This window comes from Rhizobium pantanalense (assembly GCF_030182525.1).
In the GTDB taxonomy this organism is placed as follows: domain Bacteria; phylum Pseudomonadota; class Alphaproteobacteria; order Rhizobiales; family Rhizobiaceae; genus Rhizobium.
In genome coordinates this window covers 233,771-249,483 of the sequence record NZ_JAQJCH010000002.1, presented here as the reverse complement: position 1 = coordinate 249,483, position 15,713 = coordinate 233,771, and the positions used below count along the sequence as shown (strand labels likewise).

General features: G+C 60.0%; 15 protein-coding genes. 14 read left to right on the top strand and 1 reads right to left on the bottom strand.

Annotated features, from left to right (window positions below; genetic code table 11):
• Positions 1–34 precede the first annotated feature (34 nt).
• Positions 35–817, bottom strand: coding sequence for a LuxR family transcriptional regulator (locus tag PH558_RS07245; RefSeq protein WP_285203063.1), 783 nt, complete (start codon positions 815–817; stop codon positions 35–37).
• Between the two features lie 131 nt (positions 818–948).
• Here PH558_RS07245 and PH558_RS07240 point away from each other — a divergent pair, with 131 nt between their 5' ends.
• The 14 genes from PH558_RS07240 (at position 949) to PH558_RS07175 (ending at position 15,636) form a co-directional block, all read left to right on the top strand.
• Positions 949–1,839: a proline iminopeptidase-family hydrolase gene (locus PH558_RS07240; protein ID WP_285203062.1), complete on the top strand. Its 891-nt coding sequence runs from the start codon at positions 949–951 to the stop codon at positions 1,837–1,839.
• Between the two features lie 51 nt (positions 1,840–1,890).
• Complete coding sequence (locus tag PH558_RS07235; RefSeq protein ID WP_285203059.1) at positions 1,891–2,829, top strand: ABC transporter permease; 939 nt, start codon at positions 1,891–1,893, stop codon at positions 2,827–2,829.
• Positions 2,826–3,677, top strand: a complete 852-nt coding sequence (locus tag PH558_RS07230; RefSeq protein WP_285203058.1) for an ABC transporter permease — start codon at positions 2,826–2,828, stop codon at positions 3,675–3,677. Before PH558_RS07235 ends, PH558_RS07230 begins: the two co-directional genes overlap by 4 nt.
• The gene (locus PH558_RS07225) at positions 3,674–5,377 is read left to right on the top strand and encodes a dipeptide ABC transporter ATP-binding protein (RefSeq protein WP_285203057.1); all 1,704 of its coding nucleotides are present in this window, start codon (positions 3,674–3,676) and stop codon (positions 5,375–5,377) included. The genes PH558_RS07230 and PH558_RS07225 overlap by 4 nt, the downstream gene beginning before the upstream one ends.
• Positions 5,378–5,396: 19 nt before the next feature.
• Positions 5,397–6,911, top strand: a complete 1,515-nt coding sequence (locus tag PH558_RS07220) for an ABC transporter substrate-binding protein (protein WP_285203055.1) — start codon at positions 5,397–5,399, stop codon at positions 6,909–6,911.
• Positions 6,912–7,032: 121 nt separating this feature from the next.
• On the top strand, positions 7,033–7,317 hold the full coding sequence (locus PH558_RS07215; protein WP_285203054.1) for an acylphosphatase: 285 nt from the start codon (positions 7,033–7,035) through the stop codon (positions 7,315–7,317).
• A gap of 137 nt (positions 7,318–7,454) precedes the next feature.
• Positions 7,455–8,096 (top strand): Rieske (2Fe-2S) protein, encoded by a 642-nt coding sequence (locus PH558_RS07210; protein ID WP_285203053.1) that lies wholly within the window; start codon positions 7,455–7,457, stop codon positions 8,094–8,096.
• The gene (locus PH558_RS07205; protein ID WP_285203789.1) at positions 8,096–8,941 is read left to right on the top strand and encodes an aromatic ring-hydroxylating dioxygenase subunit alpha; all 846 of its coding nucleotides are present in this window, start codon (positions 8,096–8,098) and stop codon (positions 8,939–8,941) included. The genes PH558_RS07210 and PH558_RS07205 overlap by 1 nt, the downstream gene beginning before the upstream one ends.
• The gene (locus PH558_RS07200) at positions 8,938–9,594 is read left to right on the top strand and encodes a glutathione S-transferase family protein (RefSeq protein ID WP_285203049.1); all 657 of its coding nucleotides are present in this window, start codon (positions 8,938–8,940) and stop codon (positions 9,592–9,594) included. Before PH558_RS07205 ends, PH558_RS07200 begins: the two co-directional genes overlap by 4 nt.
• A 4-nt stretch (positions 9,595–9,598) precedes the next feature.
• Positions 9,599–10,978, top strand: coding sequence for an amidohydrolase (locus PH558_RS07195; protein ID WP_285203048.1), 1,380 nt, complete (start codon positions 9,599–9,601; stop codon positions 10,976–10,978).
• A gap of 21 nt (positions 10,979–10,999) precedes the next feature.
• Positions 11,000–12,100, top strand: a complete 1,101-nt coding sequence (locus tag PH558_RS07190; RefSeq protein ID WP_269244728.1) for a BMP family ABC transporter substrate-binding protein — start codon at positions 11,000–11,002, stop codon at positions 12,098–12,100.
• Positions 12,101–12,107: 7 nt separating this feature from the next.
• On the top strand, positions 12,108–13,631 hold the full coding sequence (locus PH558_RS07185; protein WP_285203044.1) for an ABC transporter ATP-binding protein: 1,524 nt from the start codon (positions 12,108–12,110) through the stop codon (positions 13,629–13,631).
• On the top strand, positions 13,628–14,728 hold the full coding sequence (locus PH558_RS07180; RefSeq protein ID WP_285203042.1) for an ABC transporter permease: 1,101 nt from the start codon (positions 13,628–13,630) through the stop codon (positions 14,726–14,728). Before PH558_RS07185 ends, PH558_RS07180 begins: the two co-directional genes overlap by 4 nt.
• Complete coding sequence (locus tag PH558_RS07175) at positions 14,725–15,636, top strand: ABC transporter permease (RefSeq protein ID WP_113407514.1); 912 nt, start codon at positions 14,725–14,727, stop codon at positions 15,634–15,636. Before PH558_RS07180 ends, PH558_RS07175 begins: the two co-directional genes overlap by 4 nt.
• Positions 15,637–15,713 lie beyond the last annotated feature (77 nt).

Below are 15,713 nucleotides of genomic sequence, written 5' to 3'. Positions count from 1 at the left end.
GACCATAACGCGACCGAAACGGGTGCGGCAGCTATCAGAAGTTATAGGATGGTTGCGCTTCCAGCAGCCGATAATGCGTGGCGCGGACGACCGCCTGCGTGCGGTTCTTGGCGCTCAGCTTCTTTGCCGCGGCGTTCAAATGCATGACGACCGTCGGCACCGAGCGATCGATGATGCGCGAAATCTCCTTCGCGGAATAGCCCTCGGCGGAATAGCGCAGGCACTCCCTCTCGCGTTCCGTCAGCCGGATCTTGCCGACACTGAGGGCTGCGGTGTCGAAGAGCGAATAGGCCGTCTCGTGGAAGACATGCGCAAGCAGGTTGAAATCGGCGATATAGCGTAGGGCGTCGCGCTCGAATTCCTTGTTGGCACCGAACCGAATTCCGGTGACCGTCGCATAATCGCCGCGCGGCATGTGCACCGGCACGGTGACACCTGTCGACATGTCGCGCTCGCTTAGGTATCGCGCAACGGGAACCGTGTCCTCGCTCATGAAGCGCTTGATCAGCGTATCGGCGTCAGGATCATAATTCCAGAAGAACGGCGCCGAAGTGCGCAGCGCCACCTGCTGCACCGGATCGATGCGGAAATAGCCGCGATCGAACCAGTATTCATACATGTCGTCGGAAATGTTTCTGAGTTTCAGAAGCGACGGGATCATGATCTTGCCGTCAAGGTCGTAGGGCACCGGCGAATAATCGTAGATCAAAGCCTCGAAACCGATTGCCTTCATGCTCTCGAAGATATGGTCGATGCGGCCGTCCAGCGTCTGATACGCCGTGAACTGGCGCCTGATGGTTCCGATTTGATCGAACATGCAGCGGTTCCCGTCTGTGCCTGCGACCTCCCAACCTATCACTTCTTATAGCTGGTGCCGAGCGCGGTTTAAGGTAAAAATTTAGCCATGCTCAAATATTGAGCAAGCAGAATCTTTCGCCGGAGTTGTCAATGTGGCGTGAAATTGAGGCGGAGGCGCGTCATGTCGTCGAGGTCGATGGCTACAAGGTGGTCGCCTACAGCTTTGGCAGCGGGCCGGAGACGGTCTTCTGTCTAAACGGCGGCCCCGGCCTGCCCTGCGACTATCTGCGCGAAGCGCATTCCTGCCTGATCGATAGAGGTTACAGGGTCGTCGCCTTCGACCAGCTCGGCACCGGCGCCTCAGACCGCCCGACCGACAAGGGTTTGTGGACCATCGGCCGCTATGTCGAGGAGACCGAGACCGTCCGCAAGGCGCTCGGCCTCGGCAAGGTCCATATGCTCGGCCACTCCTGGGGCGGCTGGCTGGCGATCGACTACGCCCTGACCTATCCCGAGAATCTCAAGACGCTGATCCTCGAAGATACCGTCGCCGACATGCCGCACCTGATTTCCGAGCTGGAGCGGCTGCGCGCGGCACTCGGCCCGGAAACGGTTGCGATGATGCAGAAGCACGAGGCGCAGGGCACCTATAATCACCCCGAATATCTCGCCGCCGTCACCATCCTCAATTATCGCCATGTCTGCCGCCTAGCGGAATGGCCGGCACCGGTCCGCCGCTCGCTCGACGATTGGAACATGGGTCCCTACGAGACGATGCAGGGGCCGAACGAATTTCTCTACATCGGCAATCTCAAGGACTGGAACCGCATTCCGGACCTTCCGCAGCTTACCATGCCGGTGCTGATCACGGCGGGCGAACATGACGAGTTGACGCCCGCCTGTGCACTCAGGATGAAGCTTGCCTTGAAGGATGCCGAACTCAAGGTCTTCGCCAATGCCAGTCACATGCCTTTCTACGAGAACCCGCGGGATTACTATCCGGCGCTCCTCGATTTCCTGTCGCAGCATAGGGCAAGCTGATGCAGGCTAAGGTGATCCAATCCCACCGACGACAAGGGGGCGATCGCCGCTATGCATCGCTATAGATTCGTACTGACACGGCCGCTGCAGTTCCTGCCTGTCCTCTTCGGCATCAGCGTCATCACCTTCGTTCTGGTGCGCCTCATTCCCGGCGATCCCGCGCGCAATATCCTCGGCACGCGCGCCACGCCGGCCGCACTTGCCAGCATTCGCGCGCAATATGGCCTCGATCAGCCGATGTGGCTGCAATATTTCTATTTCATCAAAAACCTCTGCAATGGCGAGATGGGTAAATCGATCCTCTACAAGATCGACGTGCTGCCGCTGATTTCGACGCGGATCGAGCCGACGATCGCACTGGTCGTCTCGAGCGTCATCCTATCGATCCTGATTGCCGTGCCGATGTCGGCGATTGCCGCGCGCAATGTCGGGCGCGCACCGGATCATATCGTGCGCGTCGTCTCGACCTTCGGCATCGGCTTTCCGCCCTTCTGGCTGGGGCTGATGCTGATCATCCTCTTCAGCGTCCAACTCGGCATCCTGCCGGTCTCGGGCTACGGCTCGACGATCGGCGAGAAGATCGCTCATCTCATCCTGCCGGCTCTGACCGTTGCGCTATCGCTTTCGACGGTGCTGACCCGCAGCCTGCGGTCGGCGATGATCGAATCTCTTAAATCGGATGTGGCGACTGCGGCCCGCGCCCGCGGCATGCCGGAGGGTATCGTCTTCTGGCGGCATGTCGTGCCGAACTCGCTGGTGCCATCAATCAACCTGCTTGCGGTCAACATCGGCTGGCTGATCGGCGGCACGGTCGTCGTCGAAAGTGTCTTTGCCCTGCCCGGCATGGGCCAACTGCTGGTGCGCGCCATCTTTTCGCGCGACTACATGGTCGTTCAAGGGGTTGCAATGGTGTTCGCCTGCGCCACGGTATTGGTCAACTTCCTCGCCGATATCGTCACGGTCGCCGTCGATCCGCGGGTGAAACTATGAGCATCGAGACAACAGCGACCGCATCCCTCGGCTGGAACAGGTTTTTTGGGAAGCACCTCACGCTGACGCTCGGCGGCGGCATCCTTCTGTTCTTCCTCCTTCTGGCGATTTCAGCACCGATCGTCGCTCCCTATGACCCGATATTCCAGAATGCCGACATGCGTCTGCAGGCACCGTCGTTCCTGCATCCGTTCGGCACTGACAATTTCGGACGAGACATCCTTTCGCGCGTCATCTGGGGTACGCGCATCGATCTGCAGATCGCCGTGATCGGCGTGCTTTTCCCGTTTCTCATCGGCACTACGGTCGGCACCATCGCCGGCTTTTTCGGCGGCATTGTCGATGCGCTCTTCATGCGCATCGTCGATATCATCTTGGCCTTCCCCTTCCTGGTGCTGATGCTGTCGATCATCGCCATTCTGGGACCGGGACTGAGCAGCTTCTATATCGCCATGGCGCTCGTGGGTTGGGTATCCTATGCCCGCCTCATCCGCGCGCAGATGCTGGTGCTGAAAGGCAGCGATTATGCCGTTGCTGCCGTCAGCCTCGGCTTCAGCCGTCCCCGGATCATGTTTCGCCATCTGCTACCGAACGCCATTGCCGGTTCGATCGTCTTTTCCATGTCGGACGCCGTACTCGTGCTCCTAAGCGGTGCGGCCGTCAGCTATCTCGGCCTCGGCGTTCAGCCGCCGCTCGCCGAATGGGGCGTCATGGTTGCGGAAGGCCAGAGCTTCATCACCACGGCCTGGTGGATCACGCTGTTTCCCGGCCTTTCCATCGTCTGCCTCGCCTTCGGCTTCAGCATGCTGGGCGACGCGCTCGGCGAGCTGCTGGGGGTGCATGAATGAGCGACTCCCTACTTTCCGTCCGCGACCTCGTGGTCAAGGCCCGCCTGGACGACGGTGCCCGCACACTGATCGACGGCGTTTCGCTGGATCTCGGCAAGGGCGAGATTCTCGGTCTTGTCGGCGAGAGCGGCTCGGGCAAGAGCCTTCTGTGCCGCTCGCTGGTGCGGCTGCTACCCTCGTCGCTTCTGAAAATCGAAAGCGGCTCCATTCAGCTCCAAGGGCGAGAGCTCACGGAAATCAGCGATGCCGAAATGCTTGAGGTGCGTGGCGGCGAGATCGGTATGATCTTCCAGAATCCGACGAGCCATCTCGATCCCGTCATGCGCACCGGTGACCAGATCGCCGAAGGCATCCGCTACCATCAAGGTCTCAAAACACGCGAGGCGCGCGCAGCCGCAACCGAGATCCTGGAGCAGGTCGGCTTTCCTGATCCAAAAAGGCAGTATGACAGCTATCCACACGAGTTTTCCGGCGGAATGCGGCAGCGTGCCATGATCGGCGTCGCACTCTCCTGTAATCCGAAGATCCTGATCGCCGATGAGCCGACGACAGCGCTCGACGTCACCATCCAGGCGCAGATCCTGCGGCTCCTGATTGACATCCGCGACAAGCGCGGGCTTTCGATCATTCTCATCACCCACGATCTCGGCATCGTCGCCCAGACCTGCGACAGGATCGCCGTCATGCGCAGCGGCCGGCTGCTTGAACAGGGTCCCAAAAGGATGATCCTCAGCCGGCCTGAAAATCCCTATACGATCGATCTGATCAACAGCCACCCTTCCCTGCCTGACGAAGCGGCGATGACGCAGCCGGAATCCACAAGGCCGGAGAGGTCAGCCAAGCCACTTCTCGAAATCGATGACCTTCGTGTCGACTTCAGAGTCAGTGGCGGTTTCTTGAAGGGCAGCGGGGCAAAGACGGTCAGCGCCGTTTCCGGCGTGAGCCTGCAGATCATGCCGGGCGAAACCATCGGCATCGTGGGAGAATCCGGCAGCGGCAAGAGCACGCTTGCCCGTGCAATTCTCGGCCTTACCCCGATTTCCTCCGGCCATGTCACTTTCGACGGTGTCGATCTGACCCAGCGGAAGAGCGCCAGCCTCGCAAGGCTCCGGCGCGAAACCGCCATGGTGTTCCAGGACCCGTTCAACGCACTCAACCCGCGCCTGACGATCGGCCAGACGCTTGCCGAGGTGCTGAAAGTCCAGGGCAAGCTCGCAAAGGCTGAGATCCCCGCACGCATAGGCGAATTGCTCGATCTCGTCGGGCTGGAGCGCGAATTCGCGGATCGCAAGCCGCGCAGCATGAGCGGCGGCCAATGTCAGCGCGCCGGCATTGCAAGGGCGCTTGCGGTCGACCCGAAGCTTATCATCGCCGACGAATGCGTGGCTGCCCTCGATGTCACCATCCAAGCGCAGATCATCGACCTCTTCCGTGAGCTGACGCGCAGGATGAACCTGACCTTGATCTTCATCGCCCACGATCTCGCCATCGTGCGCGACCTCTGTGAGCGGACCGTCGTGATGTATCGCGGCGAGATCGTCGAGGAAGGCCGCTCGCAGGAAATCTTCTCTCGCCCGAAGCATGCCTATACCGCAGCGCTCATTGCAGCCATTCCCGATATCGATCCGGACAGGCCCCTGCATGGCGAACGCGACGCGGCACAGGCCGGGCAGACCCAATCAGCCAAACGCATGCGATAACAACGAAGGGAACGAATTCATGACCAACAAGTGGAAGACAATCGGGCTTGCCGCCATTCTCGCCGGCCTGACGCTGAGCGCAAGCTATGCAGAAGCCGCCGGCGTGCTGACCATCGGCCGCCGTGAGGATTCGACGACGTTCGACCCGATCAAGACGGCGCAGAATATCGACAATTGGGTATTCTCCAACGTCTACGACGTTCTTGTGCGCGTCGACAAGACGGGGACGAAGCTGGAACCGGGTCTCGCGGAAAGCTGGACGACCTCGGATGACGGCCTCACCTATGTCTTCAAGATCCGCGACGCGAAATTTTCCGATGGCTCGCCGCTGACGGCTGACGATGCAGCCTTCAGCCTGCTGCGCATCCGCGACGACAAGGCATCGCTCTGGAGCGACTCATACAAGGTGATCGATACCGCCATCGCGACTGATCCGCACACGCTGACGATCAAGCTCAAACATGCATCGGCGCCTTTCCTTTCGACGCTGGCGTTGCCGAACGCATCGGTCATCTCGAAGGCCGGGATGGAATCGATGGGGCCGGATGCCTATGCGGAAAAGCCGATCGCCTCAGGCGCCTTCTCTGTTGAAGAATGGCGCCGCGGCGACCGCATCATCCTGAAGAAGAACCCGAATTTCTGGCAGGCCGACCGCGTCAAGCTCGACGGCGTCGAATGGATTTCGGTACCGGACGACAACACCCGGATGCTGAATGTGCAGGCCGGCCAGCTCGATACCGCCATTTTCGTTCCGTTCTCGCGCGTCGAAGAGCTGAAAAAGGACCCGAACCTCAACGTGCTGATCGATCCTTCCACGCGTGAGGATCACCTGCTGATCAACCACGCCCATGGCGACCTCGGCAAGAAGGAAGTCCGCCAGGCCCTCGACATGGCGATCGACAAGAAGGCGATCGTCGACGCCGTTACCTTCCATCAGGGCACCGTCGCCAATTCCTACATCCCCAAGGGCGCCTTGTATTACTATGCGGATAATCCGCAACGCCCCTACGATCCGGAGAAGGCCAAGCAGATGCTTTCGGCGGCCGGCGTCTCCAATCTCACGTTAAAATACCTCATTCGCGCCGGCGATGAAGTGGATGAACAGACGGCCGTGCTGGTCCAGCAGCAACTCGCCAAGGCTGGCATTACTGCCGACCTGCAAAAGGTGGACCCCAGCCAGGAATGGGACATGACCATCGCTGGCGACTACGACATTTCCGTCAACTACTGGACCAACGATATTCTCGACCCGGATCAGAAGACGACATTCGTTCTCGGTCACGATTCCAACAACAACTACATGACCAACTACAAGAATGATGCGGTAAAGGATCTCGTTGCCAAGGCACGGCTGGAGCTGGATCCGAAGAAGCGCGAGCAGATGTATATCGATTTGCAGAAGATGGCGAAGGACGACGTCAACTGGATCGACCTCTATTACAGCCCCTATATCAACGTCGCGCGCAAGAATATCGATAATTTCCATCAAAACCCCCTCGGCCGCTTCTTCCTTGAAGATACGGTCAAGAATTGACACAGCTTCAAGCTCCGTTGTCCACAAGGACAGCGGAGCATTGCTTTGCAAGATGACCCCTTTCGCAAACCCACGAAGCGGTTATTCTGTCATCTTGATGCAAGGCAAGGATCATTGGCGAATGCACGTGCCGCAAGGTGAATTTCGGGAGCGCATGACGATACTGGGCGACCTTAACGCAGCCTCATTCGTCCTGTGGATCCAGCGTCACGCCAACAAGCTCGGACTTTCGCATACATTCTTCCATTCCGATGCGGACCGGATCGAACTTGAGGTCACCGGGCCTGTGGAACTGATCGACATGCTGGAAATGGGCTGCTCACTCGGTCCGATCGAGGTCTGGGTCGAGGAAATCCAGCGTAGGGTCATGAATGAGCCGCAGCTATCGCATCTTAGAAATTCCTGATCTATTGCCTTTTATTTAATCATCGTTGCCAATGCGAATTATTTATGCAAAACCTTTAAGCGCTACGGGATGCAGGCATCGGCGCCTGCCTATGACCAGCGGCGCTAAGCCATTGGTGAAATTAGAGAGTTAAGACCATGCCATTTGATGGGGCTGGATCCTGGGCGCCAGTCGCCCTTTCCTCCGATCTGCCACCAGGAACCGTCATACCGGCCTGGACATCGGTTGGCCCGATCGCCCTATGGCGCAGTCAGTCGGGTCGTGCAACTGCATCTTCCGACCGCTGTCCGCATCGCGGGATGAGATTGTCGCATGGCTTCGTCCGCGGCGAGGCACTCTCCTGCATCTATCACGGATGGAGCTATTCGCTGTCAGGTGCATGCGTCCGCATTCCCGCCCATCCGGATCTGCTTCCCCCGGAAACCATCCGCGTCGCCGTCCAGCAGATCGAAGAAGCGGGCGGTATCTTATGGGCAGCCGTCGGACAACCGACCACGCAGCCTCCACAGCTCGACGAGCTTGTTCCCTTACGCTCTCTGAGCGTGGAGGCGGATGTCGCGGCAATCGAGGTCGCAACGGGCGTGAAGGTCGACTCGAGGGGGCTGGTCCGCCTGCCGGAATTTCCCTGGATCGGGCTGCTGCTGGCGCCACAGGAAAAGCATACGCTCATTCTTCTCATGATCGATAGGGATCGCAGCCCGGCAGATCGCGTTGCAGCATCCCGGATTGTCGAATCCATCCGCCGCACGGCGGAAGAGCGCCAAAGGGAGAGTGCATGATGAATGGCGGCGCGATGATCGATGAATGGTATCCGGTCGGCCTCTTCAGCCAACTCAGCGCGAAGGGAAACAGGACCTGGCTGATGGGCGAGGCGATCGAGGTCGCCCGCGATCAGGATGGCAATGCCCGCGTGACGACCGCCGAAGGAAGAACCCTCCCCATTCGCGTCCAGTACGGCCATGTCTGGTCCTCCCTCGGAACGCCGGAGAAGGAGCTTTTTGCCATTCCGGAGGCCGACCAGCCGGGTCGCCGCTTCGTCGATGTCGGCGTCGTTCGCGTGCGCTGTTCGCCGCTGCGTGCCGTGGAGAACTTTCTCGACATCGCGCATTTTCCCTTTGTCCATACCGACATCCTCGGCGCGGAGCCACATACGGAGGTCGAAAACTACAAGGTCGAGATCCGCGAGAGCGTCGATGAAGTCTGGGCAACGCAGGTAAAATTCTACCAGCCGCAGGCTGCAAAATCCGCGACCGGCGGTATTACGACCGAATATATGTACCGCGTGCCGGCCCCGACCTGTTCCGTCCTCTACAAGACATGCCCTCCGCGCCCCAGCGAATGGGACGTCATCACCTTGTTCGTCCAGCCTCTTGCCGAAGACCTATGCGACGTATGGCCCTGGATGGCGCTCTTCGATGACGAAACGCCGATGACGGACCTCATCCACTTTCAACAGACGATCTTCCTGCAGGATCGCTCGATTCTCGAGAACCAGATACCCGCGCTTCTTCCGCTCGATCCCGGCATGGAAATTCCGACAAGGGCCGACCTCACCTCGGTCGCCTACCGGCGATGGCTCAAGCGCCACAACTATACCTACGGCGCACAGTTGGTCGCACAATGAAGCTCTATGATTATGTTCTATCGCCGAGTTGCTACAAGGTACGGCTCATGGCCGCGATCTTGGGCATCAAGCTCGACATCCGGCCGGTCGACTTCCATCCCGGCGCGGAGCATCGCGGGCCGGAGCTTCTGACGCTCAATCCGGCAGGCTCCATCCCGATCCTCGAAGATGGCGATCTCGTGCTCACGGAATCCTCGGCAATGCTTGCCTATCTCGCTGCCAATGCTGCGCCGGAATGGCTGGGGCAGGGTTCGCCGCAGGAAACGGCTCACGTGCAGCAATGGCTCTCCTTCTCCCATCGCCTGACAGCCAATCTTGGTGGTGCGCGGCTCCACGAAATGCTCCTGCGACCGGGGAATATAAAGGCATTGCAGGCGCAAGGGATCGCGGCGTTGCGCGAGCTGGAAGGAGGCCTCTTCGAGCAGGGCGAACGCGGCATGCAATTCCTCGCAGGAAACCGGGCGACGATCGCGGATATTGCCTGCTTTCCTTATGTGGCGCTTGCGCCCGACGGCGGCATCTCGCTTGATCCCTATCCCTTGATCCGGCTCTGGATGCGCGCCATCCGCAGCCTGCCCGGTTTCATCGAAATGCCCGGCATTCACCGTCTGCACGAGCTGAAACCCGATCCGCATCCGGCAGCGGAGACGTGATGAAATGACCGGCTATCTTCTGAAAAATTGCGCCGCTGTGATCGTCGATGAGGGCAAGGGACCGAGCGTACGCCGAAACGTCGACCTGCTCACCAAAGGTCCGGCGATCCAGGCGATCGGCGAGAACCTGTCGCTGAATGCCCTGCCCGAGGGCACGATCGTCCAGGACGCATCCGGCTGGTTCGTCTATCCGGGGCTCGTCAACACCCATCACCACTTCTTTCAGTGCTTCGTGCGCAACCGGGCCGACCTCGACTGGACGAAGCTTTCGGTCATCGAATGGCTCGATCGCATCTATCCGATCTTCTCGCGGCTGACGGAGGATTGCTTCTATCATTCCTCGGTCACCGCCATGGCCGAGATGATCAAGCACGGCTGCACCACAGCCTTCGACCATCAATATTGCTTCCCCCGCCATGCGGGCAAACGCCTGATTGATCGCCAGTTCGAGGCAGCCGACCTTCTCGGCATGCGCTTTCACGCAGGCCGCGGCGGCAACACCCTGCCGAAATCCGAGGGGTCGACGATCCCCGACGCCATGCTCGAAACCACGGATGAATTCATCGCCGATTGCGCCCGGCTGATCGATAGCTATCACGATGCCAGCCCCTTCAGCATGCGCCAGGTAGTGGTCGCACCCTGCCAGCCGGTCAATTGCTATCGCGAAACCTTCCTCGAGTCGGTCGCGCTGGCGCGCGATCGCGGCGTGCGGATGCACACTCATGTCGGCGAAGGCGAAAGCCCCGTTATCGAGGCGCGGCATGGCATGCGCACGGTCGATTACTGCACCGAATTGGGCTTTGCCGGCCCTGATGCATTCTACGCCCATTGCTGGGAACTGACGCATGACGAGTTGCGCAAGATGGCGGCAAGCGGCACCGGCGTCTCCCATTGTCCGGAGCCGGTTTACCTCGTCGGCGCCGAAGTGACCGACATCCCGGCAATGCAGGCCTTCGGACTGCGTATCGGCCTCGGTTGCGATGGAGCGGCATCGAACGACAACTCGAACCTCATGCACTGCATCCATTCCGCCTACATGCTGCAGTGCCTGACCGCCTCGACGCGTCAGCACGCCGCCCCCGCCTCGCTCGACTTTCTCCAGTACGCGACAAGCGGAGGCGCAAGTCTGCTTGGGCGTACGGATATCGGGCGTCTCGCCCCGGGAATGGCCGCCGACCTCTTCGCGATCGATACGCGACGGATGGATTATGTCGGGACGCGGCATGACCCGCTGAGCCTGATTGCCAAGGTCGGGATCGGCATGCCTACCGATCTGACCATGATCAACGGACGCATCGTCTGGCAAAACGGTGAATTCACCGGACTGGACGAGGCCGCGCTGTTTGCGGCGGCCGAAGCGGCTCTTGCAACAGTAGAATTCTGAAAACCAAAAAGGGGAACTGGGATGCAGAAGAATCTGACCCGCAGAACATTGATGAAGAGCGCGGCCGTTGCAAGCCTCGCAACGGCCTTCACCGGTCGCTCCGCCTTTGCCGCTGCCGAACCGCTCGGCATCACGCTCGTCGTGCCCTCGCCGATCGGCGATGTCGGCTGGGGCCATGCGCTGGCCGCTGGCCTCGATCCGATCAAGGCCGCCTATGGCGACAAGGTCAAGGTAACGGTGATCGAGAACATCGCCGAAGGCCCGGATGCGGACCGCATCATGAACAAGACGGTCGCCGACGGAAACCACTTCCTGATCGCCGGCTCGTTCGGCTATCAAAACGGCGCGCTTCAGGTGGCCCGCCGCAATCCGAAGGTTAGCGTCCTGCACGCCTCCGGCTTCCAGGTCGCACCGAATTTCTCGCCGTTTGCAGCCAAATATTTTCAGGGAACCTATCTGCTCGGTATGGCGGCGGCCGCCGTCTCCAAGACGGGCAAGCTCGGTTCGGTTTCCGCCTTCGCGATTCCCGAACTGATCACATCGGTAAACGCCTTCACCCTCGGAGCACAGGCCGTGAAGCCGGACATCGAAGTATCGGTCGTCTGGGTCAATTCCTGGTTCGATCCGGCCAAGGAACAGGAAGCGGCCAAGGCTTTGATCTCGCAGGGTTGCGACGTGATCTTCTCGAATGCGCAAGACACGCCCTCGGTCATATCGGCCTGCGAAGAAGCCGGTGTCTATGCCTTCAACCTGAATTCCTCGATGAAGAAATATGCGCCGAAAACCTATCTCGGCTGCGTGTCCACAGACTGGTCGCCCTTCTTCAAGACATCGGTCGACGCCCATCTCGCCGGCACCTTCAAGGGCGCCAATGCTTTCCTCGGCGTTGCTGACAAGGTCGTTGAAGTGGTCGACTGGAGCCCGGCGATCCCGGCCGACACCATGGCGAAGATCAAAGAGGTCGAAGCGAAGATCGCTAGCGGCAGCTTCTCGCCATTCACCGGCCCGATCACCAAGGCCGATGGAAGCGAAGGAGCGGCTTCGAGCGCAACACTCACGGATGCCCAAATCGTCGCGATGGACTGGCATGTCAAAGGTGTGAAGACGCCTTTGCCGAAGTAATCAAATCATGACCATCCCGCTGCTGTCGCTGCGCGGCATCTCCAAAAGCTACGGCCAAGTCCATGCCAACAAGCATATCGACCTGGATGTGGCCAAGGGCTCGATCCATGCCATCCTCGGAGAAAACGGCGCCGGAAAATCGACCCTGATGAAGCTGATCTACGGCGTCGAACAGCCGGACGAAGGGACCATCGCCTGGCGTGGACAACCTCTCGGCCTTACCTCCCCTGCGGAGGCGAGGCGTACCGGCATCGGGATGGTCTTTCAGCATTTCTCGCTGTTCGAGAACCTGACGGTCGTCGAGAACATTCGCTTGATCGCGGCGGGCCGCAGGGCCGAACTTGCGCAACGCATCCGCACATTGGGGGATGAATTCGGTCTCGAAGTCGATCCGCTCGCCCATGTGCACGAACTGTCTGTTGGCGAGCGGCAGCGGGTGGAAATCATCCGATGCCTGATGACCGATCCGAAGCTGCTGATCCTCGACGAGCCAACGTCAGTCCTGCCGCCGCAGGCCGTCGAGAAACTGTTCGATACGCTGCGCCGCCTGCGCGATGGCGGCGTCTCGATCCTCTTCATCTCGCACAAGCTGGAAGAAATCCAATCCCTGTGCGACCAAGCCACGATCCTGCGCGGTGGACGCGTGACCGGGCGTGTGGATCCGCGCGAGCACGACGCCCATGATCTCGCCCGCATGATGATCGGCCGCGACATGCCGGAAGCGATACCGGCCTTGACTTTGGCCGAGGGTGAAAAGCGCCTGGAAATCATCGGTCTCGATTACCGCCCGGACGACCCCTTTGGCATGCCGCTCTCCAGCATCAGCCTGACGGTGCGCAGCGGCGAGATCCTGGGCATTGCCGGCATTTCCGGGAATGGGCAAAAGGAGCTTGCTGCCCTGATTTCCGGGGAAACGCCCCTGCCCCGAGACAAGCGCGATCAGATCTTCATGATGGGGCAGGATGTCGGCACCCTCGAAGCCGCCAGCCGCCGGAAGCTTGGATTTGCCTTTGTTCCGGAGGATCGGCTTGGGCATGGCGCCGTTCCCGAAATGTCTTTAACGCTCAATAGCCTGCTGACGGCCCATCCCTTGAAACTCGTCAAGCATGGTCTCCTCGACAAAGCGAAGGCAACGGACTTCGCAAAGGAGTGCATCCAGAATTATGACGTGCGCACGCGCGGCCCCGATGCGGAAGCAGGCTCGCTTTCCGGCGGAAACCTGCAGAAGTTCATCGTTGGCCGCGAAATCATGCTCGCCCCGAAACTGCTGTTTCTTGCGCAACCAACCTGGGGCGTCGATGTCGGCGCGGCTTCCGCCATTCGCAAGCGGCTGATCGAGCTGCGCAATCAAGGCATGGCAATTCTCGTCATATCGGAAGAGCTCGAGGAATTGTTCGAGCTCAGCGACGTCATCCAGGTCCTTTACCACGGCACGCTGAGCCCGCCACTCGTCACCCGCGATACGAAAGCTGAGGAGATCGGTCGATACATGATCGGCGCACAGCCCCAAGGCGAAAAGGCATTCGCATGAGCCGTTCCTTTTCTACAATCCTTCCCAGCTTGGTCCGCCGCGATCGAGCCTCGTTCGCCGCAAAGCTGCTCGCGCCGCCGATCGCCCTCATCGTCACCATCGCACTCAATCTCGGCCTCTATGTCGCGATGGGTCGTGATCCGATGGGGGTGATCTATGCCATGCTGATCGAGCCATTCGTCTCCTGGGCCTCGTTCTCGGAAGTATTGCTGAAGACCGGCCCCCTGCTTCTGATTGCACAGGGTCTCGCAATCGGCTTTCGCGCGAAGGTCTTCAATATCGGCGCCGAAGGCCAATTCATTCTCGGCGCAATCTTCGCCTCCGCCATACCCATCTGGATGCCGCAGGCAACAGGCCAATGGATGTGGCCCGCAATGCTGCTGCTCGGCACTCTCGGTGGCGCTCTATGGGCGTCTCTCACCGCTTTCTGGCGCGTTAGGCTCAACGCCAATGAAATCCTCGTCTCATTGATGCTGAGCTTCGTTGCCGCGCAATTGCTCAACTATCTTCTTCTCGGCCCGTGGAAAGATCCGGGCGGCTTCAATTTCCCGCAGTCCGTCATGTTCCAGTACGATGCCATGGTGCCGATCCTGTTCGAAGGAACGCGCGTCAACGTCTCGCTCATCCTCGCGGCCGGCCTATCGATCGCGGCATGGATCTTCATGCAGAAGAGCTTCGCCGGATATAAATTGCAGGTCGGCGGGCTGGCGCCCCGGGCGGCAAGCTATGCCGGCTTCAAGGAGAGCTGGGCAATCTGGCTGTCGCTGATCATTGGCGGAGCGGCAGCCGGCCTTGCGGGTGCCGCCGAAGTTGCCGGACCGCTTGGCCAGCTGCAGCGTTCGATCTCGACCGGATATGGATACGCGGCAATCATCGTTGCCTATCTTGGCGGTCTCAATCCAATCGGCATCGTCATCTCCGCGATCATCATGGCAGCGCTCTATATCGGTGGCGATAACGCCATGGTCTCCGCCAACCTGCCGATTGCAGCCGTCCGCGTGTTCCAGGGCAGCCTGCTCCTTATCTATCTCATCGCCGTCGCCTTCGTGCGCTATCGCATCGTCTGGCGCCCTACACCCGCGCGGAGCGCATCATGAGCGCCGTCGAGTTCATTCTAGCCGGCATGATGGCAGCCGCAACGCCGTTTCTGCTGGCAGCCCTGGGCGAGCTTGTTGCTGAGCGCGCAGGCGTCTTGAACCTCGGCGTAGAGGGCTTGATGGCCGTTGGCGCCGTCATCGCGTTCATTGTCGTTTATCATGGCGGCGGTCATCTTCTCGCCTTTCTTGCGGCCGGTCTCGGAAGTGCGCTCCTCTCCATGATTTTTGCCGGTATCACACTGGGCTTCAACGCGAACCAGGTTGCGGCTGGTCTTGCCCTCGGCATTCTCGGCCAGGGCCTCTCCGCGCTGTTCGGCAAGAGTTATGAGAGCCTGACCGTCACCACCTTGCCGAAGATCGCAATTCCCGGGCTTTCGCAAATTCCGGTCGTCGGGGGCCTTTTCAGTCAGGATATCGTCGTCTGGATCTCGCTTGTCGTGACGATCGGCATATGGGCGATGTTTGCCTATGGCAAAGTTGGTCTTATCCTTCGCGCCGTCGGTGAAAATCCGAAAGCTGCGCATGCCATCGGCTATCCCATTGTCTCGATCCGCTTCGCGGCAGTTACGTTTGGCGGCATGATGGCCGGATTTGCCGGCGCATATGCCTCGACGATCTATACACCGCTCTGGGCGGACGGCATGATCGCCGGCCGGGGCTGGATTGCCATTGCCCTCGTTGTCTTTGGAACCTGGCTGACATCCAGGATTTTCCTGGGTGCCTGCCTGTTCGGTGCGGTGTCGCTGATGGGTCTTGCGGCGCAGGCCAGCGGGCTCGCAATTTCCTCGCAATTGCTCGCATGCCTGCCCTATCTCGTGACGATCATCGTCCTTGGCATCATCTCCGTAGATCGCCGGCTCCTGAAGCTCAATGGTGTCGCCTCACTCGGCGAACCGTTCGAACGATAGCGAATGTGCATAGGCGGAAACTTCCATATCCGCAGGTCGCGGCGACTGATCGCTTGAAGCACGGGTGATGGACAGCA

Bases quoted from the DNA above. Each gene is read 5' to 3' on its own strand.
- PH558_RS07185 (WP_285203044.1), top strand. From the start codon at position 12,108: ATGACCATCCCGCTGCTGTCGCTGCGCGGCATCTCCAAAAGCTACGGC.
- PH558_RS07225 (WP_285203057.1), top strand. From the start codon at position 3,674: ATGAGCGACTCCCTACTTTCCGTCCGCGACCTCGTGGTCAAGGCCCGC.
- PH558_RS07245 (WP_285203063.1), bottom strand. From the start codon at position 817: ATGTTCGATCAAATCGGAACCATCAGGCGCCAGTTCACGGCGTATCAG.
- PH558_RS07240 (WP_285203062.1), top strand. From the start codon at position 949: ATGTGGCGTGAAATTGAGGCGGAGGCGCGTCATGTCGTCGAGGTCGAT.
- PH558_RS07180 (WP_285203042.1), top strand. From the start codon at position 13,628: ATGAGCCGTTCCTTTTCTACAATCCTTCCCAGCTTGGTCCGCCGCGAT.
- PH558_RS07230 (WP_285203058.1), top strand. From the start codon at position 2,826: ATGAGCATCGAGACAACAGCGACCGCATCCCTCGGCTGGAACAGGTTT.
- PH558_RS07175 (WP_113407514.1), top strand. From the start codon at position 14,725: ATGAGCGCCGTCGAGTTCATTCTAGCCGGCATGATGGCAGCCGCAACG.
- PH558_RS07205 (WP_285203789.1), top strand. From the start codon at position 8,096: ATGAATGGCGGCGCGATGATCGATGAATGGTATCCGGTCGGCCTCTTC.
- PH558_RS07190 (WP_269244728.1), top strand. From the start codon at position 11,000: ATGCAGAAGAATCTGACCCGCAGAACATTGATGAAGAGCGCGGCCGTT.
- PH558_RS07200 (WP_285203049.1), top strand. From the start codon at position 8,938: ATGAAGCTCTATGATTATGTTCTATCGCCGAGTTGCTACAAGGTACGG.
- PH558_RS07210 (WP_285203053.1), top strand. From the start codon at position 7,455: ATGCCATTTGATGGGGCTGGATCCTGGGCGCCAGTCGCCCTTTCCTCC.
- PH558_RS07220 (WP_285203055.1), top strand. From the start codon at position 5,397: ATGACCAACAAGTGGAAGACAATCGGGCTTGCCGCCATTCTCGCCGGC.
- PH558_RS07215 (WP_285203054.1), top strand. From the start codon at position 7,033: ATGCACGTGCCGCAAGGTGAATTTCGGGAGCGCATGACGATACTGGGC.
- PH558_RS07195 (WP_285203048.1), top strand. From the start codon at position 9,599: ATGACCGGCTATCTTCTGAAAAATTGCGCCGCTGTGATCGTCGATGAG.
- PH558_RS07235 (WP_285203059.1), top strand. From the start codon at position 1,891: ATGCATCGCTATAGATTCGTACTGACACGGCCGCTGCAGTTCCTGCCT.